The organism is Streptomyces uncialis, from assembly GCF_001905345.1.
In the GTDB taxonomy this organism is placed as follows: domain Bacteria; phylum Actinomycetota; class Actinomycetes; order Streptomycetales; family Streptomycetaceae; genus Streptomyces; species Streptomyces uncialis.
Map to the genome: position 1 here is coordinate 1 of NZ_LFBV01000011.1, position 25,899 is coordinate 25,899.

A 25,899-nucleotide genomic window follows, 5' to 3' on the forward strand; every position below is an offset into this window, starting at 1 on the left:
ATCCCCCGAAAACCCCCGCTCACCCGAAGCATCCGGCACATACTTCACACACACGACAATCTTCAGGGTCATACCGAACTCCTTGTTCGTCGTCAGTTCCGGGGCATCGCCCCGCAGGTGCGCAGGCGCGCGGAGCCGCCCGTTCCGGCCGCCTCCGGGTGCACCCGGAGGCGATATTACCGATCAGTAGACTCCTGTCGTCCTGCCTGAGCAAGCGCTCGGCCTTGTGACCTTCGCAACGCTCCGTAGTCGCAGCCTTCCCCGGTCGCACGGCCTTCAGACAGCCTCACCGAGCGCGGCGATCACATCGGCGGTACGGGGCTGTCCGGCGGCCCGGCGCACCACACGGCCGTCCGCGTCCAGGACGAGGACCGTCGGTGTCTTGAGGATGCCGAGGGAGCGGACCAGCGCGAGGTGGTCCTCGGCGTCGATCTCGATGTGCCGGACACCCGGCACCATGTCCGCGACCTGTGCGAGCACCCGGCGGGTGGCGTGGCAGGGCCGGCAGAAGGCGCTGGAGAACTGGACGAGTGTGGCCCGCTCCCCGAGGTCCGCACCGAGCGCGGCCGCGTCGAGCCGCGTGCCGTCCCCGGGCCCGCGCGTCCACTCCTGCCCGTGTGCACCGTCCACCGTCCACCGTCCTTCCGTTCGGGGGTGTCCGGTGCCGGACACCCCGCCTTCCCCAGGAAGAGCGTGCACCGGTTCGCGGTGATTCCTGACCCGCCTGGTTCCGGACGGAACTTCCGCCGGACGGCGGGTCGCGACGGGGCGGCATACGCCCGCCCGGCGGGGGGAACGGTACATGTCTCCGACGTGACGAGGATCTCGCGCTGCGGGGGCGCCAGGACTGGCCCCCGGTTCGTTCTTCGGGCACGATCTGCGCAGGCCGGAAAACCTACGGCTGCGTAACTTCCCGCCCGGGTTCCCCCTCCCGAGGCAGACAGAAGGGCCTTCCTCGTCCCATGGCAGAGCTTGTGTACCGCCCCGTCATCGGCGTGGCCCTGACGATGTTCAAGGCGCTCGATCTGAAGATCGAGTGCAAGGGTTCGGAGAACATCCCGCGCACCGGTGGCGCGGTTCTGGTCAGCAATCACATCAGCTATCTGGACTTCATCTTCTCGGGGCTCACGGCGCTCCCGCAGAAGCGGCTGGTCCGCTTCATGGCCAAGGACGCCGTCTTCCGGCACAAGGTGTCGGGCCCGCTGATGCGCGGGATGAAGCACATCCCGGTGGACCGCGAGAGCGGCGAGGCCGCGTACCAGCACGCGCTGGAGTCGCTGCGGTCCGGGGAGATCATCGGGGTGTTCCCCGAGGCGACCATCTCGCAGTCGTTCACGCTCAAGAGCTTCAAGTCGGGTGCCGCGCGGCTCGCGCAGGAGGCGGGCGTCCCGCTGGTGCCGATGGCGCTGTGGGGGACGCAGCGGCTGTGGACCAAGGGGCGGCCGCGCAACTTCCGGCGGCACCACATCCCGGTCACGATGCGGGTCGGTGAGCCGATGGAGGCCCCCCGCGACCAGTACGCGGGAGCCATCACCCGGCGGGTGCGGGACCAGGTGCAGGAGCTTCTTGAGGCGGCGCAGCGCGCGTACCCGGTACGGCCCAAGGGTGTCGACGACACCTGGTGGATGCCCGCGCACCTCGGTGGCACGGCGCCGACCCCGGAGGCCGTGAAGGCGGCGGAAGCGGGCTGAGAACGCCCCGCCCGCCCCGCCGAACCCCGGCCGACCGACCAGCCGGCCGGCCAGCCGACTCCACCATTCCCCGCCCGGTCCGCCCGCCGCCGGGGCCGACTCCCAGGTGGGTTCAGGCACCGACCGGCGCGTTGACGGTGATACGGGCGCCGGGGCTGAACTTCTCGATCAGTTCGGCGAGTTCCGCTCCCGCCGCCGCGACCTCGCCGGCCCGCATCGGCGCCAGCCCCTCCAGCAGGAAGAGCGCCGAACGCGACTCCTCGGTGAGCCGGGTACGCGTTCCCTGCCGCCAGTTCCAGCGGCGGCAGGTGACCCCGCTGTCGTCGCACCAGACGACCTCACCCCGCTCCGGGTGCTCGATCACCCGCTCCCCCTCGGCCGCGGTGGGGAACTCCTCGTCGCCCTTCGCGCGGACGAGTCGCATGCCCCCGTGGATACGGTCCGCGTCCTCGCCTCCCACCGGGATCAGATGGGCGACGCTGACGGCGTTGTAGACATCGACGAGCGCGTTGATCCGGGGCAGTCCGGCGTACGAGAGGGCGCGCTTGGCGAGGGCCTCGGCGGAGTTGCGGGTCCGGGCGGGCTTGGCGCCGAACGCGGTGTACGCGGCACGCCAGGCGGCCATGTGCGGGTCCTCGTGCGGCGCGCGGCCTTCGAGACGGACCGCGAGGCGCCGGGCGGCGTCGTCCAGCAGGGCCGAAGTGCCTTCGCTGCTGGGGGTGTTGACGAGCCCTTCGGCCTCGACGGTGACATGGGTGAAGCCGGGCGCGAGTGCGCGCACCTCGTCGGACACGGTGAGCGGAATGGTCATCTTCTGCCTTGCCTGCCGTGGGTCGTTGCCGGTGGCGGTGCGGGTCAGAGCGAGCTGGGCAGGGACTGCCACAGCGCGGCCCGGTCCGGTGCGCTCCTCAGGGCGTCCATCACCGCCGGATGCGGTGCAGCATACAATACCGGATAGTCCACCTCACTGAACTCCGCCCGGACGGGAAAGGCCAGCCGTTCACCCTCCGTCGAGAACCGCGCGTCGATGCCCGAGGTGTTGCCCCGGGCATCCTGACGCCTCCAGCGCGGGCGCCCGGGGAGCGCGATCGCCACGAGCCCATGGAGGACCGGGGCGCTGCCGTCGTCCTCCGTGAGGCGCTGGTAGCAGAAGCCCGTCGGGATGCCGCGCGCCCTGAGCAGGGCGGCCAGGGCATGGGACTTGGCGTAGCAGATCCCGGTACGCAGCTCCAGCACGTCCGAGGCGCGCCAGGTGACCCTCATGTCGCCGCTGTCCCGTGAGTGGGGGATCTCGTCCCGGATGTACTCGAAGGCGGCCCGCGCATACTCATACGGCGACAGCGACCCGCCACCCAAGGCGGTCACCGTCTCGCGCACCAGAGGATGCCCATGGTCGACCACCTCATCGGCGGCGAGATAGGCGGACCGGGGCACGTCCTGCTCGATCAGCTGCATACATTGAGCATAGATATACGCTCGACGGAACTTCAATGCATTTGCTGAGCCGTTCCGGGAGCGGGAAGAACACGGACAACGGAAAGGGGCGCGGGGATCTGCTCACCCGCGCCCCTTCCGGGACCTCGCGCCCGCCGCCGCGGACGGCGCGGCGCACCGCGCTTCGCGCTACCGCGCCATCTCCTCCTTGAGCGCCGCGAGGAATCCGTCGACGTCCTCCTCACGGGTGTCGAACGAGCACATCCAGCGGACGTCGCCGGCCGTCTCGTCCCAGAAGTAGAAGCGGTACCGCTTCTGGAGCCGCTCGCTGACGTCGTGCGGCAGCCTCGCGAACACGGCGTTGGCCTGCACGGGGTACAGGATCTCCACCCCGTGCACCGAGCGGACGCCCTCGGCCAGCCGCTGCGCCATCTCGTTGGCGTGGCGGGCGTTGCGCAGCCACAGGTCCTTGGCGAGCAGCGCTTCGAGCTGCACCGACACGAAGCGCATCTTCGAGGCGAGCTGCATGGACAGCTTGCGCAGATGCTTCATCCTGCGGACCACGTCCGGGTTGAGGACGACGACGGCCTCCCCGAACAGGGCGCCGTTCTTCGTCCCGCCCAGCGACAGCAGATCGACCCCGGCCGCGTTGGTGAAGGTCCGCATCGAGACGTCCAGCGACGCGGCGGCGTTGGCTATCCGGGCGCCGTCGAGGTGGACGACCATGCCCAGATCGTGGGCGTGGTCGCAGATCGCGCGGATCTCGTCGGGTGTGTAGACGGTGCCCAGCTCGGTGTTCTGGGTGATCGAGACGACCTGCGGCATGGCCCGGTGCTCGTCCTCGAAGCCCCAGGCCTGCCGGTCGATCAGCTCGGGGGTGAGCTTGCCGTCCGGGGTGGGGACGGTGAGCAGCTTGAGCCCGCCGACGCGTTCCGGCGCGCCGCCCTCGTCGACGTTGATGTGGGCGCTCTCGGCGCTGATCACCGCGCCCCAGCGGTCGGTGACGGCCTGGAGCGCGACGACGTTGGCGCCGGTCCCGTTGAAGACGGGGAACGCCTCGGCACGGGCGCCGAAGTGGCCGCGGATGATCCGCTGGAGGTTCTCGGTGTAGTCGTCCTCGCCGTAGGCGACCTGATGGCCGCCGTTGGCGAGGGTGATGGCCGCGAGGACCTCCGGGTGGGCGCCCGCGTAGTTGTCGCTGGCGAAGCCGCGCACGTCCGGGTCGTGGTGACGTCGCGCGTCGGTCCTGGGAGGGTTCACGGCTTCTCGGTGAGCCACAGACGGTTTCCGTTCACATCGCCGGCGGGTCGCTCCCAGACTCCGGCGGCGGCCTCGGCCAGGTCCGCCACGTCGGTGAAGCCCGCGAACTTCGCGCTCGGTCGCTCGGCGCGCATCGCGTCGTGGACCAGCGCCTTGACCACCAGGATCGCAGCCGCCGCGGCGGGGCCGTCGTCGCCCCCGGCCTTGCGGAAGTCGTCGGCGAGGGCGAGCGTCCATGCCTCGGCGGCGGCCTTGGACGCCGCGTAGGCGGCGTTCCCGGCGGTCGGCTTGCTCGCGCCGGCCGCGCTGATGAGCAGATAGCGGCCCCGATCGCTGCGCTTCAGGGGCTCCGCGAAGGCCAGCGAGGTGTGCTGGACGGTGCGGATGAGGAGCTTTTCGAGCAGGTCCCAGTCGGCGAGGTCGGTGTCCGCGAAGGAGGGACTGCCGCGCCAGCCGCCGACCAGGTGGATCAGGCCGTCGACACGTCCGAAGTCCTTCTCGATCCGGTCGGCCCACTCCCGGGTCGCCCGCAGGTCGAGGAGGTCGACGGTGTCGCCGATGACGGTGGACCCGCCGTGCGCGTAGCGCGCCGCGTCGACCGCTTCGGCGAGCCGCTCGGCGTCGGCGTCGGAACCGATCACCGTGGCTCCGGCCTCGGCCAGGCGCAGCAGTGTCGCCCGGCCCGCCGGGCCGGCCGCGCCGGCGACCGCGATCACCGCACCGTTCAGCGTGTCCTTGCCGTCCATCGTGCTCACCTCCGGGCTGCCCTCGGGGCTCACGCGGCCACCTCGGTGGAGTCGGTGCCCGTGCCGGGCGTGGCCGCGGTGATGCCCTTGGTCGAGGCGATCACGTTCTTGAGCTTCTTGGCAAGCGCCTCATAGAACATGCTCAGGGGAAACTCGTCCGGAAGCACGTCGTCCACGAGTTTGCGGGGCGGCAGCGTCAGATCGAGGGCGTCGGGACCCTTGGCCCAGCGGGAGCCGGGGTGCGGGGCGAGGTAGGTCGACACCAGCTCGTACCCGGCGAACCAGTGGACGAGCTTGGGGCGGTCGATCCCGTCGCGGTACAGCCGCTCGATGTCGGCGCAGAGCTGGTTGGTGACCTGCGGGGCGCGGTCCCAGTCGATGTGGAGCTTGTTGTCGGTCCAGCGGACGACGTCGTGCTTGTGCAGGTAGGCGAAGAGGAGCTGGCCGCCGAGCCCGTCGTAGTTGCGTACGCGCTCACCGGTGACCGGGAAGCGGAACATCCGGTCGAACAGCACGGCGAACTGCACGTCACGGCCCTGCGGGAAGCCGTCGGCCTCCAGCTTCACGGCCTCCTTGAAGGCGGTGAGGTCGCAGCGCAGCTCCTCCAGGCCGTACATCCAGAACGGCTGGCGCTGCTTGATCATGAACGGGTCGAAGGGCAGGTCGCCGTGGCTGTGGGTGCGGTCGTGGACCATGTCCCACAGGACGAAGGCCTGCTCGCAACGGTCCTGGTCGCCGACCATCTGCTGGATGTCGTCGGGCAGCTCCAGGCCGAGGATGCCGACGGAGGCGTCGGTGACACGCCGGAACCGGGCGGCCTCGCGGTCGCAGAAGATCCCGCCCCAGGTGAACCGCTCGGGGGCCTCGCGGACGGCGATCGTCTCGGGGAAGAGGACCGCGGAGTTGGTGTCGTACCCGGGGGTGAAGTCCTCGAAGGTGATCCCGCAGAACAGCGGGTTGTCGTACCGGGTGCGCTCCAGCTCGGCGAGCCAGTCGGGCCACACCATGCGCAGGACGACCGCTTCGAGATTGCGGTCCAGATTGCCGTTCTGCGTGTACATGGGGAAGACGACCAGGTGCTGGAGTCCGTCCTCGCGGTGCGCGGCGGGCTGGAAGGCCAGCAGCGAGTCGAGGAAGTCCGGGACCTCGAAGCCGTCGGCGGCCCAGCGGCGCAGATCGGCCGCGAGGGCCGTGTGGTACGCGGCGTTGTGGGGCAGCAGCGGGGCGAGGTCGCCGAGGGCGTCCACGACGCGCTCCACGACGGCGGTGGCCCGGGCGAGGTCGGGGGTGTGGTCGGCGCCGAGGTCGATCGAGCCGTCCTTGGACTGCCAGGGCCTGATCTCTTCCACGGCAGCCTTGAGCAGGGGCCAGGAAGGGTGGTCGATCACCCGCTCCGACGGAGAAACCCGCCCCCCGGAACCCATCCGCACAAGAACATCCGTCATTTCTCACCCTCCACGGGAAAACCTTGCGTTATGCCACCGTAAGCGGGCAAGGATCTCTACAGCAAGACGAGGGGCCGGAAAATCTCCTGCCCCACTCCACCCACACCGCTCTTTTTCCCGTGAAAGCCCGTCCGAACCCGGGATGAACATCACACGGACGAACCGGGGCAGCCTCCCGTCCAGGGGGCGGGACCACCGACCAGGGGGCGTGAAAGGAGGCGCACCGGCCTCGGGAGCCGCCGGGCGGAGGAACACAACCAGCCGCGCCCGCCCACGGCCCTTCCCACATCCCAGGAGACGATTAGGCTGCGCCCTGCCCGCGCGGGGCACGCGGACACCGCCCGGCGACCCGTACGGGGACCCGCTGTCGACGGAAGCGAGTACACGTTGAACTTCCTCACCATCGGCCATCGCGGAATCATGGGCGTCGAGCCCGAGAACACCCTCAGGTCCTTCGTCGCCGCCGAGCTCGCGGGCCTCGACGTCATCGAACTGGACCTCCACCTCAGCAAGGACGGCGCGCTCGTCGTCATGCACGACGCCGATGTCGACCGGACCACCGACGGCAGCGGTCCCATCGCGGACCGGACCCTCGCCCAGATCCGCACCCTCGACGCCGGACGCGGCGAACGCGTCCCGGTGTTCGAGGAGGTCCTGGACGCGGTACGGGCCCCCCTCCAGGCCGAGATCAAGGACATCGCGGCGGCCCGCGCGCTCGCCGATGTGATGCACGCCCGCAACCTGGTCCCGCGCGTGGAGGTGCTGTCCTTCCACGACGCGGCCCTCGCGGAGATCTCCCGGCTGGTGCCGGACGCGCGCACCGCCCTGGTGGCCAGCCGCTACGGCCTCGACGTGGTGGACCGGGCGACCGCCGTCGGCGCCGGGACCCTGGTGCTGAACATCCGCCGGCTCACCCTCGAACTGGTGGAACGCGCGCGCAAGGCCGATCTGCGGATCATCGGGTGGGTCGTCAACACCCAGGACCAGCTGCGGCTGGTACGCGCCCTCGGGCTCGACGGCGCGACGACGGACCATCCGGAGATCAAGCGGACCGCCCGCTTCACCGCCTGACCCGCCCGCCCTGCCCGACCCGCCCTGCCTGACCCACCCCGTCCACCACCGCGTCCGGCCCGTCCACCGCCGCGCCCCACCCGGTCCGCGGCGCCCGGCACGTCCCGCCCGCCCGTCCGTCCCACCGGGCCCGGCGCCCCGTCCCCGCGCCCGTCCCCGGCGGTCCCGCGGGCTCTCCGCCGCGTCCCGTGAACACCCCGGCCGGGGGGTGTGACGAGTTCCCCCGCGCCGCGCTGAACACGTGCGCCCCGGCATCCGTTGTTGGGGACGAAGGCTCGGTGCGGAAGCGGTCGCACGGTCCCCAGGGGCCGGGCCCGCGTCCCGCACCGGCCACCCGGCCCCGGGCTGCGCACCCCCGCAGCCGGTCCGACCCCGGGCCGGGCGGAAGAACCGCATGCCCGAAGGGACACAGCCACATGACCGCATCCCGGCCGCCCCGCGACCGCGTTCTCGTCCGTGACACCGCCTTTCCGGGTGCCGCGTGCATCGGCCACGAACCCGAGCTGTTCTTCCCCCGTGGGGAGTCGGAACGCTGGGAGCACTCCATCGAGCAGGCGAAACGCATCTGCGGCGGCTGCGCCGTACGCGTCGACTGTCTGCGGCACGCTGTCGACAACTGCGAGTCCGACGGGGTGTGGGGCGGTCTCACACCGTCGGAACGCCGTCGGTTCCGGCGCGCCCTGCGCACCCTGTACGGCGCGGACGACTCCCTGGTGCGGCGGCTGCTGACCGGTGAGCGGCTGGTCGTCACACCGGAGCATCTGGGTTCGGTGGTCTGGCAGTTGGCCTGGCACGGCTGGCGCGTCGAACGGATCTGTCTGGCGACGGCGGTGCCCCGCCCCCGGGTCCGCCGGTCCCTCGCGGCGGCCCAGTCCGCCGCCGACTTCCTGCGGGCCGCCGGTATCGACCCCCGCCCCCGCTCCACCCGGATCACCCTCACGGAGACCCCCGGCCGGGGCGCGGACCGCGCGGGCCCGCGCCCGGAGGGCAGCCGGCAGGTGGCCTGATCCACCTTGCGTGAGCTGCCGCACTCGGGCCGCGAGCTGCCGCCCGCGCGGGCCATGGAGCGGGCCTCCTGGCTGTTCCCGCTGACCGCGCCTGGCTGTTCCCGCTGACCGCGCGCCCCCGCGCACTCCCCCTCGCACATCTGTGCGCTCACCCCCGCCCGCTTCCCCCGCCGGACCGGTGGGCAGCCATGCCCCGGGGGCACCGGACAGGGAGGTGGGCGGTGCACACACCGGGGGCGGCCGGATGGCTGCTGGTCGTGCTCTGCGCGCTGAGCGGGGGCTACTGCCTGTTACGGATGCGGAGCGGGGTCGAGGCACAGCGCCGGGCGGCGGGGGGCGAGGCGCTGATGGGGTTCGGGATGGCCGCCATGGCCCTGCCCGCCGCGCTGGTGCCCGCGCAGCGGGCCGTGTGGCTGGCCGGGGCTGCGCTCTTCACCGTGGCGGGGGCCCGGGCCCTGTGGGAGTCCAGAGCGGGCGCCCACCATCTGCATCATCTGGTGGGCGCGGTCGCGATGGTCCATATGTCGGTGGCGATGGCGTCGGCGGACGGGCACGGCACGGCGGGCACCTCGCCGCTGACCGCCGTACTGTTCGGCTACTTCACCGGGTACGTGCTGTGGGCGGGCGCGCAGCTGATACCGGCCGGGGCGGCCGTACCGGTCCCGGCGGCAGGCCACCCGGCCGGGCGGCCGACGGCTCCGGCGGGCGCGGCGGGGCCGCCCGGCGGGGCACGGATCGGCTGGGGCGACCGGCCCGAGCTGACGCGGGCGTGCAGACTCTCGATGGGGGTCGCGATGGTCGCGATGCTGCTGACCGTCTGACTCCCGCGGGGCCACCGGGCGGGGAGCCGTAAACGTGGCCTGCGTCACTTGCGGCGATCACCGGTATCGCGGGGTCCCGCACCCCTCATAAGCTGGGGTGATGACGGTATCCGTGGCACTGCTGCTGCTCGGCGCGCTTACCGCTGTGCTCGCCCCGCGACTGCTCGCGCGAGCGGACTGGCCCGAACGCGAACCTGTCGTCGCGCTCTGGCTCTGGCAGTGCGTGGTGGCGGCGGTCCTGCTGTGCTGCGCGCTGTCGATGGCGCTGAGCGCGGCGGCGGCCTGGCAGGCGGTACGCGGGCGGCTGTTCGCCCCGGCGCCGGCCCGGGTCATCGAGGCGTACGCGTTCGGTCCCTCGGGCCCCTGGGCGGCGACGACCGCGCTGCTGCTGGCGTGCGGCGGGGTGTGGACCGCGGCGATGCTGGCCCGGGAGATCCGTCTCACCCGCGCGGCCCGCCGGACACGCCGCGCCGAACTCCAGGTCCGCGCACCGCTGCTGCCCGGCGAGGAGCCCGGCAGCGACCGGCTCGTCGTCCTGGAGGGCGAGCGGCCCGACGCCTGGTGGCTGCCCGGGGCCGCACCGCGGCTGGTCATCACCACGGCCGCGCTGCGCCGTCTCAAGGGCAGGCAGCTGGACGCCGTCCTCGCCCATGAGCAGGGTCACGCCGAGGCGCGCCACGACTGGCTGCTGCACTCGTCGGCCGCGCTCGCCAACGGCTTCCCGCAGGTGCCGGTGTTCGCCGCGTTCCGTGCCCAGATGCACCGGCTGGTGGAGCTGGCCGCCGACGATGTCGCCTCCCGCCGCTTCGGACGGCTGACGATCGCCCTCGCCCTGGTCGAACTCAACGAGGACCGCGGGGTGTTCGGCCGCCCCTGCCCCACCCCGCACGGCCATGTCCCGCAGCGGGTGCACCGGCTGCTCGCCCCACCGCGCCGTCTCACCCCGGCCCGCCGGCTCCGGCTGACCGCGGCGGCCGCGTTCGTCCCGGTGGTCCCGGTCCTGATCGCCTTCGTCCCGGGCCTGCACGCCCTGCGCTGACACCGGGGGCCCGCACCCTGCGGCGGCACCCGGGGGCCCGCATGGCTCGCGCCGACCAACGGAGGACTGGACCACCCTGCGCTCACACCGGGGCCGCACACCCCGCGTCGGCCATCGGGGCCCGCGCCCCCGCCGACCACCGGAGGCCCGCGCACCCCGCGCCGCCACCGGACCCGCCCCACCCGTCCCGCCCCACCCGTCCCGCCACGCCTGCGCGTCCCGCCGAGCCCCGCGACCGCCCCGGACGCCGGACTCACCGCCCCCCGGACCCCGGGCTCACCGTCCACCCGGGCCGTCGTACCCGGGCCGTCGCCCCCGGCCACCGCACCCCACCACGGCGTCCCGCCACCGCCACCGCCGGGGGAGCGCCGAACCAGCCGCCGCAGGGCCGTCCACCGGCCTAACACGGACCCGACCGCTGTGGATCTCCTCACCCGGATGGCTGCGACCGGCCAGGTCGGGAAGGATCACCCCATGCAAACGGTGTCCCCCTCCTCCCCACCCCGCCCCCCGCGTCCGGCGGGCGCGCGCGCCCCACGCGCCGCGCTCGTCCTCTTCGGCCTCGCGGCGCTGCTGCTGGCCCTGGTGGCGGCCCGCTGGAGTCCGCTCATGGACCTCGACGGCCGTATCGCCCGCACGACCCACCGCTGGGCGGTCGCCGAACCGGGCCTCACCCACGCCAACCGCATCCTGACCGACTGGATCTGGGACCCCTGGGCGATGCGCCTGCTGCTCGCCGTCGTGGTGCTGTGGCTGCTGCGGCGCCGGGAGGTGCGGCTCGCGTGCTGGCTGGTGGCGACCAGCCTCGTCGGGACGCTGCTCCAGCAGTCCCTCAAGGCGGCGGTCGGCCGGGAGCGCCCCAGCTGGCCCGACCCGGTCGACTCCGCCCACTTCAACGCGTTCCCGTCGGGCCACGCCCTGACGGCGACCGTCGTCAGCGGACTGGTGCTGTGGGTACTGCTCCGGCACGGCGTGGCACCCGCTCTGTGGCGTACGGCGGTGGCCCTGGCGGTGGTGTCGGTGCTCGGCGCGGGGCTGACCCGGATCTGGCTCGGTGTGCACTGGCCGTCGGACGTACTGGAGGGCTGGCTGCTGGGCGCCCTGATGGTCACCCTCGCGATCGTGTCGTACGAGCGGACAGGCGGGCGTCCTGGCCGCGACCGGACGGACACGGCAGAGGCAGACACGGCCCGGCGGGACACCGCCCGGCCGGACACGGCTCCCTGAGCCGGACGGACCCGGCCCACGCGGCTTCCCGGGCGGTGCCGTCGGCACCGCCGCGGGTCAGGACTGGTAGCCCTCGACCTGCGAGGAGGGGCGGACCGCCGCCTCGTCGGGGTTCTCCCCGAACTCCGTCTTGGCCCGCCGCTGGCGCAGCAGGTCCCAGCACTGGTCCAGCTCGCGTTCGAGCGCGGAGAGGCGGGAACGTTCCGTGTCGCCGTCGGTGCCGGTGCTCGCGAGGGAGTCCCGCAGCCGCCGTTCGTCCTCGACCATCGCCGTGATCCGCGTCAGGATCTCTCGCTGATCCATGTCGTCGCCTCCTCGGCCTCGTCCCCACTGTAGGGACCGGCCGGACGTCCCGCGAGAAGAAGACCGACGGCCGGACCCCGTGGGGTCCGGCCGGATGGTGCGGGCACCGTGCGCATGGACGCTCCCCCGCTGCGCCCATGCGCACGGCGGCAGCGGCACAGATCCCACGAAGGGTTCCGTGCCGACCGCTCTGAGTATATTGGCTTGGAGCCAGTCAACGCAGGAGTACAGGATGTCCCCGCGCAGCCCATCGGTCAATGAAGAGTTGCGCCGACGCAGTCGTGAGCGACTGTTGCGGGCCACTGTGGAGCTGGTCGGCGAGCGGGGGTACGAGGCGACGAAGCTCTCCGACATCGCCGATCGCGCGGGTACGGCGCGGGGGCTGGTGTCGTACTACTTCCCGGGCAAGCGCCAGCTGCTCCAGTCCGCGGTGCACCGGCTGATGCATCTGACGCTCGCGCAGGCCCTGGAGCGGGAGCCCCGGACGGACGACGGACAGGAGCGGATGGCCCGTGCGATCGACGCGGTCCTCGGGCTCGCCCGGGACCGTCCGGTGCTGATGCGCACCCATATGGCGGGCATTCTCCAGGCGGAGGGCTTCGTCCGCTGCGAGGAGCAGCAGCGGCTGGCGGAACTCCTGCGGGACACCGTCGAGCGGTACGGGTCGCCCGCGCCGGACGTGGACTATCCGCTGTTGCGGGCGCAGCTCATGGGTTCGGTCTTCGCGGTGCTGCTGCCCGGCGCCGGGATGTCGGCCGAGGTGCTGCGGGCGGAGCTGTTCCACCGTTACGAGCTGGCGTGGGAACTCGGTGTGCCGCCCGCCGGGGGTCCGCCGCGGGTGGGCGCCGGGCGTCCGGAGAGCTTCTCCCCGCTGTTCGGGCCGGGTCGGTGCGGGCAGGACGAGACGTCGCGGCCGTGATCCGGCCGTAGCCCGTACGCGGGCCCCGTGCACAGCCGTGACCGGGCGTGGTCCGGTCGCGGGGCGGGCGGTCCGGGCGCAGAGGTGCCCCCGCCCGTGGCACAGGTCGTGCGGGGCGGGGGCGTTGTCGTGCGGGTGGTGCCCGGACGGGTCACCGGTGGTGGGCGGGCGGGCCGCTCACCGTGGCCGGTGGATCGGCCGGGCACCTGGGGGGACGGGTCAGTCGTCCCAGCGGTCGTCGTCCCGGTCGTCGTCGAAGTAGTCGGGCTGGGTCTGGACGTTCAGTTCGTGCAGCCGGACCTTCTTGGCGGGATCGGTGCGGCGGTCGTTGAGCTTCAGTACGTCGAAGCCCTTGGCCATGTCGTTCGAGTAGATGTAGCCGTTGTAGTAGTACGCCGACCACGATCCGCCGCCGACCAGGGTGGTCGTGCTGATCGGACCGCGCTCGAAGTAGCCGATCTCCTTGGGGCGCGAGGAGTTGGTGAAGTCCCAGACGGAGATACCGCCCTGGTACCACGCCTGGACCATCAGGTCCTTGCCGCGGACCGGGATGACCGAGCCGTTGTGGGCGACGCAGTTCTCGGTGCTGGCCTGGTGGCGCGGGATCTTGAAGTAGCTGCGGAACTCAAGCTTGCTCTTGTCGCCGCGGCCGACGATGTCGTAGATGCCGTTGGCGCCGCGGTTCGGGCCGACCTCGGCGTTGCAGGTCGCGGAGCCGCCGCCACCGAGCTCGTCGGTGAAGACGATCTTCTTGGCGCCCTGGTTGAAGGTCGCGGAGTGCCAGAACGCGAAGTTCACGTTGTCCTGGACCCTGTCGATGACCTTCGGGCGTTCCGGGTCCTTGATCGAGAACAGGATGCCGTCGCCCATGCACGCGCCGGCGGCCAGGTCCTTCGAGGGCAGGACGGTGATGTCGTGGCAGCCGGTCGTCTTGGAGACACCCGGGTTGGTGGGCCCGCCCGGGTTGCCGCCGCCGTCGGGACCCTCACCGGGGAAGAGCACGGGGAAGCCCACGACCGCCGCGTTCTGCGGGGCCTTCTTGGGCACCTTGATGACCGAGATGCCGTCGTGCGGCGGCTGGCAGTCGGGGAACGCCGCGAGCGGCGAGTACGAGGAGACGTACACGTAGACGTTCTTGCGGTCCGGCACCAGGGTGTGGGTGTGCGAACCGCAGGCCGTCTCCACCGCGGACACGTACTTCGGGTTGCGCTTGTCGCTGATGTCGAAGACCTTCATGCCCTCCCACGAGTCCTTGTTGGTCGCGGACTGGGAGGTGCTGGCACAGGAGTTGTCGCTGCGGGACGAGTCGGTCGACAGGAACAGCAGGTTCCCGGAGACCGAGATGTCGTTCTGGGAACCCGGGCACAGCACCTGGGAGACGGTCTTCGGCGCCTTCGGGTTGCTGATGTCGAAGATGCGGAAGCCGTCGTAGTTGCCGGCGAACGCGTACTTGCCCTGGAAGGCGAGGTCCGAGTTGGTGCCGGGCAGGGCGTCCTTGGGGATGTTCGCCAGGTGCTCGATGTTGTCCGAGTGGACGATCTCGTCCTGGCCGGGTATCTCCCCGTTGGCTATGGCCCGCTTGGCGTCGCGGACCTCGCTCTGGGAGACCCGTTCGGGGCTCGCCGGGTTGTCCCCGGGGTCGGGGGTCGCCCCGGCGGGTCCGGCGGTGATCAGTGCGGCGAGCAGACCGGCCGCCGCGGCGGCGACTCCCAGGCGTCTGCGCCGTGTTCGGGGGTTGTTCGACAGGGTCACTGCGTCCTCCCTCTGCGCCGTTCACGGTTGGAACGGTTCACGGACACCCGAAGTATCGTCTTCCTCATGCTCATATCAATAGAGGGCAACGTAATCGTCATAAAGGTTTTTGATCACCGGTCCATGAAGGGGTGCTAAGACGGACACCGGCACATCCGTCACATCCGCCCCACCGTCCGGCCCGGGGACGACGCGCTCCGGCGGGTCCCCCGTCCATTGTCCGCGCACGCCCCGTACCGGGCTCCCTCAACTCCCGTGCACCCGCTGGAGGATGCCTTGTTCCGTCGCCGTACCGCCGCAACCGGTGTGATCCGCCGTCCGGCCGCCGACCGTCCCGGCCACCGGGACGCCGCCGTTCCCCGTGCCCTGCGCGCGGGTCCCGCGCTGCTGTGCGCGGCGCTCGTCCTGACGTTGTCCGCCTGCGATTCCGGCGGTTCGAAGGACGAGGGGAAGGCCGCGTCCGGCCCTTCGGTGATCGCCCCGGGCAAGCCGGGCGAGGCGGCGCGGACCCTGTCGGCGGAGGATGTCCAGGAGCAGGCCGCCGACGACTCCCCCAACTCGGCGGACTTCACCTATGCCCGGATGATGATCGAGCACCACGGCCAGGCCCTGGTGATGACCGAACTCGTGCCCTCGCGGGCCGATTCGACGCAGGTGAAGCGGGTGGCCGCCCGGATCACCGCCGCACAGAAGCCCGAGATCGGCGCCATGCAGGGCTGGCTGGACAACAACACGGACCCGAAGAAGCCGTCCGGGTCGGGCCATGACCACGGCGAGGGCGGGCACGGCGGGGAGACGCCCGATCCGGGTTCCCACGACCACGGCTCGATGCCGGGCATGGCCACCGAGGCGCAGCTGGCGAAGCTCCGGGCGGCGGACGGGAAGGCGTTCGACCAGCTGTTCCTGAAGCTGATGATCACGCATCACGAGGGCGCGATCACGATGGCCACCGAGGCGCTCTCCGACGGCAACAACGTCCTCGTCGAGGAGATGGCCACCGATGTGGTCGCCCAGCAGACGGCGGAGATCGGCCGGATGCGCGACATGCTCTGACCCGGCACGGCCGGTCCACCGGTCCGGTCAGCTCGGACGGGCCGCACCGATGGGCCCGGGCGGGCCGTCCGGCGGAAAGGCCGGAAGGTCGGGCGACGGCCCGTCCGGGTGGCCGACCCGGCACTCTCAGGGCCCCGTTCGAGTGACGGTCATGGCGCCCACGTTGACCGCCGGGGCCGTCACCCGGCGCGGGCCGCACCGGCCCCGCGCCGGGGCGTGACGGCCCCCTGGAGCGCACGCGGGGGCGCGCGGGCAGCTTCGGGCGCCCTGGGGACGCCAGGCGCCCGGAGGTGCCACGTGTCACTTCATACGAGGACGCCCGCGCGGAGGCGTCCGGGGTCAGCCGTCCGTCCGTCGCGCGGACTGCGCCGCCGAGGCCCGCAGGATCGCGGCGAGCAGCCCGGGGAACAGCGCGTCCAGCTCCTCGCCGCGCAGCCGGTTGTACTTGGCCGTGCCCCGGTACCACTGCTGGATGACACCGGACTCGCGCAGCACCCGGAAGTGGTGGGTGGTCGTGGACTTGGTGACGGGAAGCGGGAAGTGCGAGCAGGGGAACTCCCCGCCGGTCGAAGCCAGTTCGATGACGACGCTCAGCCGCAGCGGATCGGAGAGCGCGTGCAGCACTCCCTCCAGGGCGATGTCCTCGCTGCGCGGGTGGGCGAGTTCGCGACTGCTGGCGGCGGTCATACGGCGGCTCCCTGCGGTCTGACGGGTGGCGACATGACGTGACGTGACGCCGCTGCTGACCATCCTACGAGACTGGTTCGACATCCTTCGTAGTTTGACATCTCCCGTACTACGAGGTCTATCGTACTACCAGGCCGACGGGCCCTGGTCCTGCGACCGGGCACCGGGGCGGCCACCCGCCATGGAACACGGATGGAGTCCGTCTTGAGCGCGCTGTTCGAACCCCTCACCCTTCGCTCGCTGACCGTCCCGAACAGGGCCTGGATGGCACCCATGTGCCAGTACTCGGCCGATCCCACCGGGCCGTGCGCCGGGGTTCCCGGCGACTGGCACTTCGCCCACTACGCCGCCCGCGCCACGGGAGGCACCGGGCTGATCCTGGTCGAGTCGACCGCCGTGAGCCCCGAGGGCCGTATCTCCCCCGCCGACCTGGGCATCTGGAACGACACCCAGACCCGGGCCTTCCGCCGGATCACCTCCTTCCTGACCGCCCAGGGCACGGTGCCGGGCCTCCAGATCGGGCACGCCGGACGGAAGGCCTCCACCGACCGGCCCTGGCGGGGCGGCGGCCCGGTCGGACCCGGGGCCGACGGCTGGCAGCCTCTCGCGCCCAGCCCGGTCCCGTTCGACACCGGGCATCCCGTACCGACGGAGCTGACGACCGGGGGGATCGCGCGGATCACCGGGCAGTTCGCCGACGCCGCCCGCCGGGCCCTCGACGCCGGGTTCCGGGTCGTCGAGATCCATGGCGCGCACGGCTACCTCCTCGGGGAGTTCCTGTCCCCGTACTCCAACAAGCGCACGGACGCGTACGGGGGTTCCTTCACGAACCGGACCCGCTTCGCGCTGGAGGTCGTGGACGCCGTCCGCGCGGTGTGGCCCGACGATCTGCCACTGTTCTTCCGGATATCCGCGACGGACTGGCTGGGCGCGGACGGCTGGACCGCCGACGAGACCGTCCGGTTCGCCGGGCTGCTCAAGGAGCACGGGGTGGATCTGCTGGACGTGTCGTCGGGAGGCAACGCGCCCCGCGCGGACATCCCGACCGGCCCCGGCTACCAGGTGCCGTTCGCGAGCCGGGTCCGGTCCGGGGCCGGGCTGTCCGTGGCCGCGGTGGGGCTGATCACGGAGGCCGGACAGGCCGACAAGATCGTCGCCAACGGCGAGGCCGACGCGGTGCTGCTGGGACGGGAACTGCTGCGCAACCCGTCCTGGGCCCGGCACGCGGCCCGTGAACTGGGCGCGGCGGTGCGGGTCCCGGACCCGTATCTGCGCTCCGTCTGACGCTCGCCCCCGCGCCGGGCGGTCCGGACCGGACCGCCCGCCGCTAGCGTCGGACCCATGCCCGACTCCCCCGGCAACCCCGACCCCGACCCGCTCCCCGGCACCCCCGACCCGGACCGGCCTCCCAGCGCCGCACGATTCGCCCGGCTCCCCGACGACGTACGGCCCCCGGAGAGCCCCGGTACCCCCGACGCGTCCACGACCGGCACCTTCGCGACCGGCACTTTCGCGGACGTGCTGCGGCGTGGTCCGCTCGTCCTGGACGGCGGGCTGTCCAATCAGCTCGAAGCGGCCGGTGAGCGGCTGGACGGCGGCCTGTGGTCCGCGCGGCTGCTCCTGGACCGGCCGGAGGCCCTTGTCGCGGCGCACCGGGCGTACTACGAGGCGGGCGCGGACATCGCCGTCACCGGGAGCTACCAGGCGACGTTCGAGGGGTTCGCCCGGCACGGGGTGGACCGGCGCGGGGCCGCCGAACTGCTGCGGTCCGCCGTGGCCCTGGCCCGGGAGGCGGCCCGTACCGCCGTCCCCGGCCGCCGGCCGCGGTGGGTGGCGGCCTCGGCGGGTCCTTACGGGGCGATGCTCGCGGACGGCTCGGAGTACCGGGGGCGGTACGGGCTGACGGTCGCGGAGCTGGAACGGTTCCACCGGCCCCGGCTGGAGGCCCTCGCCGCCGCCGCGCCCGATGTGTTCGCGCTGGAGACCGTCCCGGACACCGACGAGGCGCGCGCCCTGGTGCGCGCGGTACGGGGACTCGGGGTGCCGGCCTGGCTCTCGTACAACGTGCGCGGCGACCGCACCCGCGCGGGACAGCCGCTCGCGGAGGCGTTCGCGGTGGCCGCCGACGCGGACGAGGTGGTCGCGGTCGGCGTGAACTGCTGCACGCCCGCCGACGCGGACGCGGCCGTCGCGCTGGCGGCCCGGGTCACGGGCAAGCCGGTGGTGGTCTACCCGAACAGCGGTGAAGGCTGGGACGCGGTACGCGGCGTCTGGACGGGTCCGCGGCGTTTCACGGCCCGCCGGGTGGACGGCTGGCTGGCGTCGGGCGCGCGGCTGGTCGGGGGGTGCTGCCGGGTGGGACCCGCCGCGATCGCGGAGACGGCTGCCCGGGTACGGAACGCCACCGGCCCCCTGGGACCGCGCTGACCGCCGCCCGTCCGTACCGGCACGCGGCCGATCCGATCGCCGCCGGTCCGTTACCGGGCCACGCTGTCGCGCCGATCGCCGCCGGTCCGTTACCGGACCGGGCCGCTCCGGCCGTGCGGGCCCGTGCGGATCGCGATCCGGCGGGTCATGGGTGTGGGACCGGGCATCCGGTGCAGACTGACGAGGGTGAGGACAACGCTGTCCGGAGGTGACCGGGTGTGCGCTTCGGCGATCGCAGCGGCGAATTGTACGTCTCCCAGAGCGACGTCGATTCCTGGCGGACGTTCCTCGCTCCCCTCCCGGACATTGCTCGTGTGCGCGCCGCAGTCGCCCCATAACACGGAGCAACAGAGCGCAACTTCAGCCACGTCGGCCGAAAACCGACGTGACGAAAAACATCACGAGGTCTTCATTCCCTTTCGAAACCTGCACACGCTCCAACCCGTTTCTCTAAGGGAGGGATAAAGAACCGACATCCCCTGTCAAGGAAGGAGACCAACCGTGGTCCCCGTATGCCCGTACTGCAAACGCGTGGAGTGCATCTGCCGGGCCCTCGGGGGCGTCACGCCGGGGGAAACGCGTGGCTGTCCCGGGGGAAGGGCGACCGTCGTACGGCGGTACCCTTCGAGCCGCGGAGACGTACACCACTCCGCTTGGTTCACATCGCACACTTGAGCACTCCGGGGGGCGCGGCCGCGTGGCAGCACGACCTTTGCACGAGATCGTCGAAGCGGGCTGGGCCAAGGCCCTGGAGCCCGTGGCCGGACAGGTCTCCCGGATGGGGGACTTCCTCCGCGCCGAGATCGCCGCGGGCCGTACGTACCTGCCGGCCGGACCGAATGTGCTGCGCGCCTTCCAGCAGCCCTTCGACGAGGTACGGGTCCTGATCGTCGGTCAGGACCCGTACCCGACTCCGGGGCACGCCGTGGGACTGTCGTTCTCGGTGGCCCCGGAGGTCCGTCCGCTGCCCGGCAGCCTCCTCAACATCTTCCGTGAGCTGACCAGCGACCTCGGTGTACCGCCGCCGGGCAACGGGGACCTCACCCCCTGGACCCGGCAGGGCGTGCTCCTGCTGAACAAGTCGCTCACCACCGCCCCGCGCAAGCCCGGGGCGCACCGCGGCAAGGGCTGGGAGCAGGTCACCGAGCAGGCGATCCGGGCGCTGGCCGCCCGTGGCACGCCCCTGGTGTCGGTCCTGTGGGGGCGCGACGCCCGGAATGTACGGCCGCTGCTGGGTGATCTCCCCTCGGTCGAGTCCGTCCATCCGTCCCCCATGTCCGCGGACAACGGCTTCTTCGGCTCCCGTCCGTTCAGCCGCGCCAACGATCTGCTCGTCCGTCAGGGCGCCCAGCCCGTCGACTGGCGGCTTCCGTGACCGGCGGCCGTCCCCCGGTACCGGGCATGGCGGGCGCTGTGCTCGCCGTCGACTCGGGCGGTTCCGGGCTGCGGGCGGTGCTCGCCGTCGGCGGGCGGGCGCTGGGCGCCCCGCTGGTCTCGGCGGAGCCGGTCCGTACCGGTGCGCGGGGCATCGATCCCGGGCATCTGCTCGCGCTGCTGCTGCCGATGGCACGTCGGCTGATGGCCGACGCGGGGATCGGCGAGGTACGGGCGGCGGCGCTCGGGGCCGCCGGGATGGCCACCCTCGGGGACGCGCTGCGGGCCGAACTGCCCGAGGCGTTCGCCCGGGAGCTGGGTGTCCGGCGGCTCGCGCTGGCCGCCGACGCGGTCACCGCCTACGCCGGGGCGCTGGGCCGCCGCGCGGGCGCGGTGGTGGCGGGCGGCACCGGCATGATCGCGACGGGGACGGATCTCACCACCTGGCGGCGGGCCGACGGATGGGGTCATCTGCTGGGCGACTGCGGCGGCGGCGCGTGGATCGGACGCGCGGGACTCGACGCGGCGATGCGGGCGTTCGACGGGCGGCGCGGCGGGTCCGTGGCGCTGCTGGCCCGTGCCGAGGAGATGTTCGGCCCGGCCGGTGAGCTGCCGGGGCTGCTGTATCCCCGCACCGACCGGCCCGCCGTGCTCGCCTCGTTCGTGCCGTCGGTCGCCGCGTGCGCGGAGCGGGACCCGGTGGCACGCGGCATCCTGACGGCCGCGGCCGGGCACATCGTGGAGGCCGCGGCGGCGGTCGCGCCGAAGTCCGGCGACTGCGAGGTGGCGTTCACGGGCGGACTGTTCAAGATGGGCGATCCCCTGCTCGTCCCGCTCCAGGAGGAGCTGTCCCGGCAGTTGCCCTCGGCGCGGCGGACGGCCGCGGAGGGCGATCCGCTGCACGGCGCGGTACGGATCGCGACGGATCTGGCCGAAGAGCGTCCGGGTCTGCCCGTTGATGACCGCATGCTGCACGTACGTACCGAAAGCGGCGGCTGAGAACGGGCGTCCCACCTGCCCCACCTCCAGATCAACCGGACAAATACGGATGGATGCCGTGCAGCTACCCCCTCCCCGAACGGAGCAGGCCACAAAGCCAGTAGCATGCGGCGCCATGAGCACCCCCACTGGGCCAGCCTCCGGCCTGCCAGTACGAATGCCGCGCCCCCGTCAGTCAGGACGCCACCGCCGCCCTGAACCCGCGGTGGCCCCCGACGGCGCGCCCGCGCTCGTGCTCGCGGTCCCGGGCACCCCCGGTGCGTCCGTGCGGAGCCTCGCCGACGAGGTCGTGAGCATCGCGCGCTCCGAGCTTCCCGGCCTGGACGCCCGGATCGGATATCTCGACGGGGACGACACGGAGTTCCCCACCCTCGCCGCGGTCCTCGCGCGCACCGCGCGGGAACGTACCGCCCGTTACGAGCAGGCCAGGGCCGCCGGTGTCGAGGTCACGGAGCCCGAGGGGCCCGTCGCCGTGGTGGTCCCGCTGCTCGCCGGGCCGGACGGCGCGCTGCTGCGCCGGGTCCGCCAGGGCATCAACGACAGCAAGGTGGCGGCGGAACTGACCGATGTCCTCGGTCCGCACCCGCTGCTCGCCGAGGCCCTGCACGTACGGCTCTCGGAGTCGGGGCTCGCCCGCGCGGACCGGGCGCGGCTGTTCACGGTGGCCACCGCGGCCGACGGGATCATCATCGCGTCCGTGGGCGGCGAGGAGGCCGTGCAGGCCGCCGGGATCACCGGGATGCTGCTGGCCGCGCGGCTCGCCGTGCCGGTGATGGCCGCCGCGCTGGACAAGGAGGGGGCGATCGCGGACACCGCCGAGCAGTTGCGTTCCTCCGGTTCCGCGCAGCTCGCGCTGGCGCCGTACCTGATCGGTCCGGAGATCGACGCGACGCTGCTGGAGGCCGCCGCCAAGGAGGCAGGCTGCCCCGCCGCGGAGCCGCTCGGGGCGTACCCGGCGATCGGCAAGCTCGCGCTGTCGAAGTACGCCGCCACGCTGGGCATCCCGCAGACCGGGGCGGGCGCGCCGCTGCGCTGAGCGGCGAGCAGGCCCGGCAGCACCGCACGGTGGCCGGGCCCGGCGCGCCCGGCACAGGCCGTGCGTGCGGGCGCCGCGCCCCCGGCGGCGTCAGAAGAAGCGGACGCAGGACACCGCGGGGAACTCCAGGGAGCCCGCCCGCACCGGCAGCCCGGTGGCGCCATCCACGTCGAACCAGGTGATGTCGCCCGAGCGTTCGTTGGCCGCGTACAGCCGCCGGCCGGACGGGTCGAGCGCCAGGTCACGGGGCCAGTGCCCGCCGCAGGGCACCGTCGCGACGAGCTCCAGCCGTTCGCCCCCGTCCCCGGCGGCGAACACGGAGATGACGTCCTCGCCCCGGGTGGCCGTCCACACGAACCGGCCGTCGGGCGCGACGACCACCTCCGAGGGGTACGCGTCCCCCTCCGGGGCGCCGGGCAGGACCGGGATCTCGGTCAGCGGACGCAGCGCGCCCTCCACCGCCTCCCAGCGGCACACCGTCAGGGTCGGCGCCAGCTCGTTCAGGACGTACACCACCGTGCCCCCGGGATGGAACGCGAGATGACGCGGTCCGCTGCCGGGCCGCAGGGCGATCTCCCGGTGCTGGACGGGCTCGCCCGCCGTGTCCAGGTCGAAGACGCGTACGGAGTCCGTGCCGAGGTCCACGCTCACGGCCCGGCGTCCGCCGGGGACGGCGAGCACCTGGTGGGCGTGCGGGGCGTGCTGGCGTTGCGGGTGCGGTCCGGAACCCTTGTGGGTGAGCACGCCGGAGGGCGCGTCCCCGAGGGAGCCGTCCGCGCGCAGCGGTACGGCGCTCACGCTCCCGGAGCCGTAGTTGGCCGTCAGCACATGCCCCGCGTGCACGGCGAGATGGGTGGGGCCGGCGCCGCCCACCCGGACCGGCGCGCCCAGGGGTTCCGGCCGTGCGCCGGTCACCCGGAACGCGGCGACCGCGCCCTCGTCGGTCTCGCTCACCGCGTACAGGGTGGTCCCGTCGGCGGACAGCGCGAGGTACGACGGGTCGGCCACCGCGCCGGTGGTCCCGAGGAGGGTCAGGGCACCGGTGGCGGGGTCGACGGAGGCCGTGGCGATGCCCGGTCCCCCGGCCGCCGTGAACGATCCGATGTACGCCCGCCCGGTGTGCCCGCGCACTGCTGTCCCCTCTCGGCTGCCTGATTGCTGCGCCGACGGTAGCAGCCGGAGGCGATCGGTCTAGACCAAGTCGGGAACGTACTCCCCGCGTGCTCGGGCGAGGCCCTCCGGGTGGTGGACGAACGCGGGCCGCAGCTCGGTCTCGTCGTAGGTGCGGTGGAAGACGGGGGTCGTGCTGCCGGAGAGCGGCGGCACGATCCAGGACCAGTCGGCGCCGACCCGGCGGCCCTGGCTCTCCTCCCGGTCGAGGTGGGTCAGGAAGCGGCGGGACTCGGTGTGGTGGTCGGCGACCGTGACCCCGGCCAGGTCGAAGGAGTGCAGGACGGCGATGTTCAGCTCCACCAGCGCCCGGTCCTTCCACAGGGTGCGGTCGCTGCTGGTGTCGAGCCCGAGTCCGGCGGCGACCAGCGGCAGCAGGTCGTAGCGGTCGGTGTCGGCGAGGTTGCGGGCGCCGATCTCCGTGCCCATGTACCAGCCGTTGAAGGGCGCCGCCGAGTAGCAGACACCGCCGATCTCCAGGCACATATGGGAGATGGCCGGTACGGCGTGCCAGCGCAGTCCGAGTTCGGCGAACCAGGGATGCCCGGGGTGGGTGAGGGGCACCTCGTGGACGGCGTCCTGGGGCACCGGGAACCAGTGCGGTACGCCGTCCGGCCCCTGGGCGATCAGGGGCAGCACGTCGAAGGGGGTGCCGGGGCCGCCGGGCCAGCCGAGGCGCCGGGCGAGGGCGGTCAGGCCGGTGTTGGCCGGGTCGCCGAGGACCGTGCCGTCGGGGCGGCGGTAACCGGCGTAGCGGATGAGCTGGTCGCTCCAGATCCGGGGTCCCGGCCGGCCGGGGGTGTCGGGGGCGAACACGGTGATCAGCGGGCGTATCCGGCCGCCCCGGGTGGCCTCGCGCAGATGCCGGACGGCGGCGTCCGCGACCTCGCCGGCCGACCGCAGGTCACGGCGGTCGTCGACCCGCAGGGAGCGCCAGTACAGCCGGCCTATGCAGCGGTTGGCGTTGCGCCAGGCGACCCGGGCGCCGAAGGTGAGTTCCCGCGCGGTGTGGCGGTAGGTGCCCGTCCGTCCGATCTCGTCCTGGATCTCGGCGATCCGGGGTGCGGGGTCGCCCAGCCCCTCCTCGGTGTGGTGGAGGGTCAGGAACTCGGTGGCGGCCCGCAGCACGGCGCCGGCCTGTTCGCGGAGCGGTCTCTCAGGTCCGGCGGACCGGTCGGGCCAGGCCGCCGGATCGTCGTGGAGCACCGGGCAGCCCGCCGTCATGGACGCGGTCCGGTACGGGAGGTTCTGCATACCTATCCCCCAACGCCCCGGCCCGCTGCCTGCGGTCCGCGGGCAGCGTGTCGTCGTTGCGCCGCGGGGTCACCCCCGGACCTGATCCACCCCCGTCGGTGCCTCGCGGAACCGTTCGTGCCCGCGGACTCCTCCGTCCGCCTCACCGCGCACCCCGGTCACCGCGCTCACCTGCGGAAAGGTCCGGCTACCCAGTTTCGGGCGGGTGAGTCACGGCGGTGCGGGGCAGTGCGCGGCCCCCCGACTGGCGGAGAGTGACGGACGCACTCCGGACAGTATCTCCGGGACCCGGCGGGGCGATGCGGGGGAGGGTGCGGGGTGGGGGCGCGGGGGGATCACAGGGGGCGCACAAAGGGGCACGTGCGCCCCCTAAGGCCGCGGGCGCGTCTTGGCATGCTGGGGGGCATGACGACGGATTCAAGGGCGCGCGTGCGACAGGCCGTGCTGTTCGACCTGGACGGGACGCTGGTGGACAGCGAGACCAACTACTTCGAGGCGGGGCGGGAGCTGCTGGCCGGGCAGGGGGTGGACGGCTTCTCCTGGGAGGACCATCTGTGGTCCGTCGGGGTCAGTACCCGGGAGACCGTGACCCATTGGAAGGAGCGGTACGCACTCGGCCCGTCCGTGGACGACCTGCTGGCGGAGAAGAACCGGCGCTATCTGGAACTGGCCCGGACGAACACCCGGACCTATCCCGAGATGCGGAGGTTCGTGGAGCTGCTGCACGGGGCCGGGGTGCCGATGGCCGTCGCGTCCGGTTCGTCGCGTGCGGCGATCGACGCGATCCTCGACGGCACCGGGCTCGGCGGATTCATGACCGCGACGGTATCGGCCGACGAGGTCCCCGCGGGCAAACCCGCACCCGATGTCTTCCTGGAGGCGGCCCGCAGGCTGGGCGCGCCGGCGGCCGGCTGCGTGGTCCTGGAGGACGCCGTGCCCGGGGTGCTCGCGGCGCACGCGGCCGGGATGCGCTGCATCGCCGTGCCCTTCCTGAAGGAGCAGGCCGACGACCCCGCGTTCGTCGCGGCGGAGCTGCTGTTCCCGGGCGGTCAGGCGGAGTTCACCGCGACGGCCGCGTACTCCTGGCTCACCGGCGGCGGCTGACCTCGGGCCGTCGGCAGGTCGGGGGCGGTGCCGGTGCCGCCGGGCGACAGGCACGGCGCGGCGGTGCTCGGAGCGCCCTT

At 72.9% G+C, this 25,899-nt stretch carries 25 protein-coding genes; 14 read left to right on the forward strand and 11 right to left on the reverse strand.

Features of this window, described 5'->3' with window-relative positions:
• Positions 1–276 precede the first annotated feature (276 nt).
• A complete protein-coding gene (locus tag AB852_RS33895; protein WP_073794491.1) occupies positions 277–630 on the reverse strand; it encodes a TlpA family protein disulfide reductase in 354 nt (117 codons plus the stop codon).
• Positions 631–962: 332 nt separating this feature from the next.
• Here AB852_RS33895 and AB852_RS33900 point away from each other — a divergent pair, with 332 nt between their 5' ends.
• Positions 963–1,691, forward strand: a complete 729-nt coding sequence (locus AB852_RS33900) for a lysophospholipid acyltransferase family protein (RefSeq protein ID WP_073794493.1) — start codon at positions 963–965, stop codon at positions 1,689–1,691.
• Between the two features lie 112 nt (positions 1,692–1,803).
• Here AB852_RS33900 and AB852_RS33905 read toward each other — a convergent pair whose 3' ends face one another.
• The 5 genes from AB852_RS33905 to AB852_RS33925 form a co-directional block, all read right to left on the reverse strand.
• The gene (locus AB852_RS33905) at positions 1,804–2,502 is read right to left on the reverse strand and encodes a B3/B4 domain-containing protein (protein WP_073795026.1); all 699 of its coding nucleotides are present in this window, start codon (positions 2,500–2,502) and stop codon (positions 1,804–1,806) included.
• Positions 2,503–2,546: 44 nt separating this feature from the next.
• A complete protein-coding gene (locus AB852_RS33910) occupies positions 2,547–3,146 on the reverse strand; it encodes a transglutaminase-like domain-containing protein (RefSeq protein WP_073794496.1) in 600 nt (199 codons plus the stop codon).
• A gap of 168 nt (positions 3,147–3,314) precedes the next feature.
• Positions 3,315–4,385 (reverse strand): threonine aldolase family protein, encoded by a 1,071-nt coding sequence (locus AB852_RS33915; RefSeq protein ID WP_073794499.1) that lies wholly within the window; start codon positions 4,383–4,385, stop codon positions 3,315–3,317.
• Positions 4,382–5,131: an SDR family NAD(P)-dependent oxidoreductase gene (locus tag AB852_RS33920; RefSeq protein ID WP_073795029.1), complete on the reverse strand. Its 750-nt coding sequence runs from the start codon at positions 5,129–5,131 to the stop codon at positions 4,382–4,384. Before AB852_RS33920 ends, AB852_RS33915 begins: the two co-directional genes overlap by 4 nt.
• A gap of 29 nt (positions 5,132–5,160) precedes the next feature.
• Positions 5,161–6,576 carry a DUF6421 family protein gene (locus AB852_RS33925; protein ID WP_073794501.1) on the reverse strand — a complete coding sequence of 472 codons (1,416 nt, stop codon included), beginning with the start codon at positions 6,574–6,576 and terminating at the stop codon, positions 5,161–5,163.
• 387 nt (positions 6,577–6,963) lie between these two features.
• On the opposite strand from AB852_RS33925, the gene AB852_RS33930 reads away from it, so the two are divergent.
• From AB852_RS33930 to AB852_RS33950, 5 genes are all read left to right on the forward strand, one after another.
• Complete coding sequence (locus AB852_RS33930) at positions 6,964–7,647, forward strand: glycerophosphodiester phosphodiesterase (RefSeq protein WP_073794504.1); 684 nt, start codon at positions 6,964–6,966, stop codon at positions 7,645–7,647.
• Positions 7,648–8,063: 416 nt separating this feature from the next.
• A complete protein-coding gene (locus tag AB852_RS40310) occupies positions 8,064–8,654 on the forward strand; it encodes a WhiB family transcriptional regulator (protein ID WP_073794507.1) in 591 nt (196 codons plus the stop codon).
• A gap of 221 nt (positions 8,655–8,875) precedes the next feature.
• A complete protein-coding gene (locus AB852_RS33940) occupies positions 8,876–9,475 on the forward strand; it encodes a DUF5134 domain-containing protein (RefSeq protein ID WP_245877031.1) in 600 nt (199 codons plus the stop codon).
• A 100-nt stretch (positions 9,476–9,575) separates the two neighbouring features.
• Positions 9,576–10,514, forward strand: coding sequence for a M56 family metallopeptidase (locus AB852_RS33945; RefSeq protein ID WP_073794512.1), 939 nt, complete (start codon positions 9,576–9,578; stop codon positions 10,512–10,514).
• 474 nt (positions 10,515–10,988) lie between these two features.
• Positions 10,989–11,741, forward strand: coding sequence for a phosphatase PAP2 family protein (locus AB852_RS33950; RefSeq protein WP_079185150.1), 753 nt, complete (start codon positions 10,989–10,991; stop codon positions 11,739–11,741).
• 57 nt (positions 11,742–11,798) lie between these two features.
• Here the strand turns inward: AB852_RS33950 and AB852_RS33955 are convergent, their stop codons facing one another.
• Positions 11,799–12,044, reverse strand: coding sequence for a DUF2630 family protein (locus tag AB852_RS33955; RefSeq protein ID WP_073794519.1), 246 nt, complete (start codon positions 12,042–12,044; stop codon positions 11,799–11,801).
• Positions 12,045–12,276: 232 nt separating this feature from the next.
• On the opposite strand from AB852_RS33955, the gene AB852_RS33960 reads away from it, so the two are divergent.
• Positions 12,277–12,963: a TetR/AcrR family transcriptional regulator gene (locus AB852_RS33960; RefSeq protein WP_079185125.1), complete on the forward strand. Its 687-nt coding sequence runs from the start codon at positions 12,277–12,279 to the stop codon at positions 12,961–12,963.
• Between the two features lie 219 nt (positions 12,964–13,182).
• On the opposite strand, the gene AB852_RS33965 is transcribed toward AB852_RS33960, so the two are convergent.
• Positions 13,183–14,715 (reverse strand): LVIVD repeat-containing protein, encoded by a 1,533-nt coding sequence (locus AB852_RS33965; protein ID WP_073794522.1) that lies wholly within the window; start codon positions 14,713–14,715, stop codon positions 13,183–13,185.
• Positions 14,716–15,024: 309 nt separating this feature from the next.
• Between AB852_RS33965 and AB852_RS33970 the strand changes: the two genes are divergently transcribed.
• Positions 15,025–15,768: a DUF305 domain-containing protein gene (locus AB852_RS33970; protein ID WP_079185151.1), complete on the forward strand. Its 744-nt coding sequence runs from the start codon at positions 15,025–15,027 to the stop codon at positions 15,766–15,768.
• Positions 15,769–16,107: 339 nt separating this feature from the next.
• Here AB852_RS33970 and AB852_RS33975 read toward each other — a convergent pair whose 3' ends face one another.
• The gene (locus tag AB852_RS33975; RefSeq protein ID WP_073794524.1) at positions 16,108–16,455 is read right to left on the reverse strand and encodes an ArsR/SmtB family transcription factor; all 348 of its coding nucleotides are present in this window, start codon (positions 16,453–16,455) and stop codon (positions 16,108–16,110) included.
• A gap of 192 nt (positions 16,456–16,647) precedes the next feature.
• Between AB852_RS33975 and AB852_RS33980 the strand changes: the two genes are divergently transcribed.
• The 5 genes from AB852_RS33980 to AB852_RS34000 all read left to right on the forward strand — a co-directional run bounded on the left by AB852_RS33980 (position 16,648) and on the right by AB852_RS34000 (position 22,291).
• Positions 16,648–17,739, forward strand: coding sequence for an NADH:flavin oxidoreductase/NADH oxidase (locus tag AB852_RS33980; RefSeq protein WP_178391189.1), 1,092 nt, complete (start codon positions 16,648–16,650; stop codon positions 17,737–17,739).
• A 57-nt stretch (positions 17,740–17,796) separates the two neighbouring features.
• On the forward strand, positions 17,797–18,882 hold the full coding sequence (gene mmuM, locus AB852_RS33985; RefSeq protein WP_079185126.1) for a homocysteine S-methyltransferase: 1,086 nt from the start codon (positions 17,797–17,799) through the stop codon (positions 18,880–18,882).
• 697 nt (positions 18,883–19,579) lie between these two features.
• The gene (locus AB852_RS33990) at positions 19,580–20,257 is read left to right on the forward strand and encodes a uracil-DNA glycosylase (RefSeq protein ID WP_073794525.1); all 678 of its coding nucleotides are present in this window, start codon (positions 19,580–19,582) and stop codon (positions 20,255–20,257) included.
• 26 nt (positions 20,258–20,283) lie between these two features.
• Positions 20,284–21,255, forward strand: a complete 972-nt coding sequence (locus AB852_RS33995; RefSeq protein WP_073794528.1) for an N-acetylglucosamine kinase — start codon at positions 20,284–20,286, stop codon at positions 21,253–21,255.
• Positions 21,256–21,370: 115 nt separating this feature from the next.
• On the forward strand, positions 21,371–22,291 hold the full coding sequence (locus tag AB852_RS34000) for a sirohydrochlorin chelatase (RefSeq protein ID WP_073794531.1): 921 nt from the start codon (positions 21,371–21,373) through the stop codon (positions 22,289–22,291).
• Positions 22,292–22,381: 90 nt separating this feature from the next.
• On the opposite strand, the gene AB852_RS34005 is transcribed toward AB852_RS34000, so the two are convergent.
• Positions 22,382–23,422: a lactonase family protein gene (locus AB852_RS34005; RefSeq protein WP_073794534.1), complete on the reverse strand. Its 1,041-nt coding sequence runs from the start codon at positions 23,420–23,422 to the stop codon at positions 22,382–22,384.
• Positions 23,423–23,482: 60 nt separating this feature from the next.
• Entirely contained in the window at positions 23,483–24,715 is a 1,233-nt protein-coding gene (locus tag AB852_RS34010; protein WP_245877032.1) for a nitric oxide synthase oxygenase, read from the reverse strand.
• Positions 24,716–25,120: 405 nt separating this feature from the next.
• Between AB852_RS34010 and AB852_RS34015 the strand changes: the two genes are divergently transcribed.
• A complete protein-coding gene (locus AB852_RS34015; protein ID WP_073795041.1) occupies positions 25,121–25,819 on the forward strand; it encodes an HAD family hydrolase in 699 nt (232 codons plus the stop codon).
• Positions 25,820–25,899 lie beyond the last annotated feature (80 nt).